This is a genomic window from Arthrobacter humicola, assembly GCF_022803015.1.
Taxonomy (GTDB): domain Bacteria; phylum Actinomycetota; class Actinomycetes; order Actinomycetales; family Micrococcaceae; genus Arthrobacter; species Arthrobacter humicola_A.
This window is the reverse complement of sequence record NZ_JAFKON010000031.1, coordinates 1-1327: the sequence shown is the minus strand read 5'-3', so window position 1 is coordinate 1327 and position 1327 is coordinate 1. Positions and strand designations below refer to the sequence as shown.

Here is a 1327-nt window from a genome sequence, read left to right as displayed (position 1 = left end):
GCGGTCAGCAGGAACTTGACCACCACGTCGTCCCGGTCGGCCTGGGTGGCCTGGTCCATGCCGGGGACGAAGTGCAGCGCGTAGTAGAGCACGGCCGGGATGATCCCGGCGGCGCCGTTGGTGGGGGCGGTGACGACCCGGCCGCCGGAGGCGTTTTCCTCGTTCACGGCCAGGGCGATCAGGTTGACCCACTCCTGCCAGTACTTCGGATCCCGGTACTCGGGGTCCTGGCCGAGGGTTTCCTTCATCAGGCGCTCGTGCCAGTCGGGGGCCCGGCGGCGGACCTTAAGCCCGCCGGGCAGCAGCCCTTCGCGCTTGAGGCTGACCTCGACGCAGCCTTCCATCACCGAGTAGATGTGCAGCAGCCCGTCCCGGATTTCCGCTTCGGTGCGGGAGGCGCGCTCGTTGACGAACATGATCTGCCCGATCGAGAGGCCCTTGGACTGGCAGCGGCCCAGCAGTTCCGCGGCCGTGCGGAACGGCAGCGGCAGTTCCTTCTTGGATTCGTCGAGCTCCTTCAGGGCCGCGTCCTCCTCGCCCTCGCGGACAATGAAGCCGCCGCCCACGGAGAAGAACGTCGCCTTGTGCAGGACTTCGCCGTCGGCGTCGGAGACCGTGAACGTCATGCCGTTGGTGTGCCGGGGCAGGATGGTCAGCGGCCGCAGGACCATGTCCTGCACCCCATACGGCAGTGGCACGGAACCAGCCAGCTGCAGGGTGCCGGTCTCGGCGATCGCGGCCAGCCGACCCTCCACTTCCTCGGGCAGGATCTGCTCGGGGTGGAAGCCCTCCAGGCCCAGCAGGATCGCGGTCATGGTGCCGTGCCCGTGCCCGGTGGCGGCGAGGGAGCCGTACAGGTCCACCCGCAGCGACGCCACCTTCTCCAGGTCCCCGGACGTTTTGAGCTCCTCGGCGAAGACCGCGGCGGCCCGCATCGGTCCCACCGTGTGGGAACTGGACGGCCCTATTCCGATGGAAAAGAGATCGAAGACTCCAACAGCCATTGTCGGTTCCTAACTAGGTCTTGCTGTGGTCCGGCAGAGGGTCCTGCCGGAAGGCGCTGCGGGCGCTGGTTGGCGGCCGCAGGCCGGATGCACGACGCCGGGCGGCGGCTTGTGGCGGCAACCCGGCGTCGTGATCTGTACTGCTGTTAGTTCTGTACTGCTGCTACTTCAGTCTTACGTCGCCTAGGCGAGGTTATCAACCGAGGGGTAGAGCGGGTGGGCGGCGGCGAGGGCCTGAACCCGGGTGCGCAGACCGGAGAGGTCCGCGCCGGCGTCGGCGATCAAAGCCTCAGCGATGATATCGGCAACCTCGGCGAAGGCCG

General features: G+C 67.8%; 1 protein-coding gene and 1 pseudogene. Both read right to left on the bottom strand.

Features of this window, described 5'->3' with window-relative positions:
• A partial coding sequence (locus ARTB_RS21315; protein WP_243182274.1) for an L-serine ammonia-lyase occupies nucleotides 1-1004 on the bottom strand: 1004 nt, incomplete at its 3' end.
• 183 nt (nucleotides 1005-1187) lie between these two features.
• A pseudogene (locus ARTB_RS21310) lies at nucleotides 1188-1327 on the bottom strand (serine hydroxymethyltransferase); the annotation flags it as partial.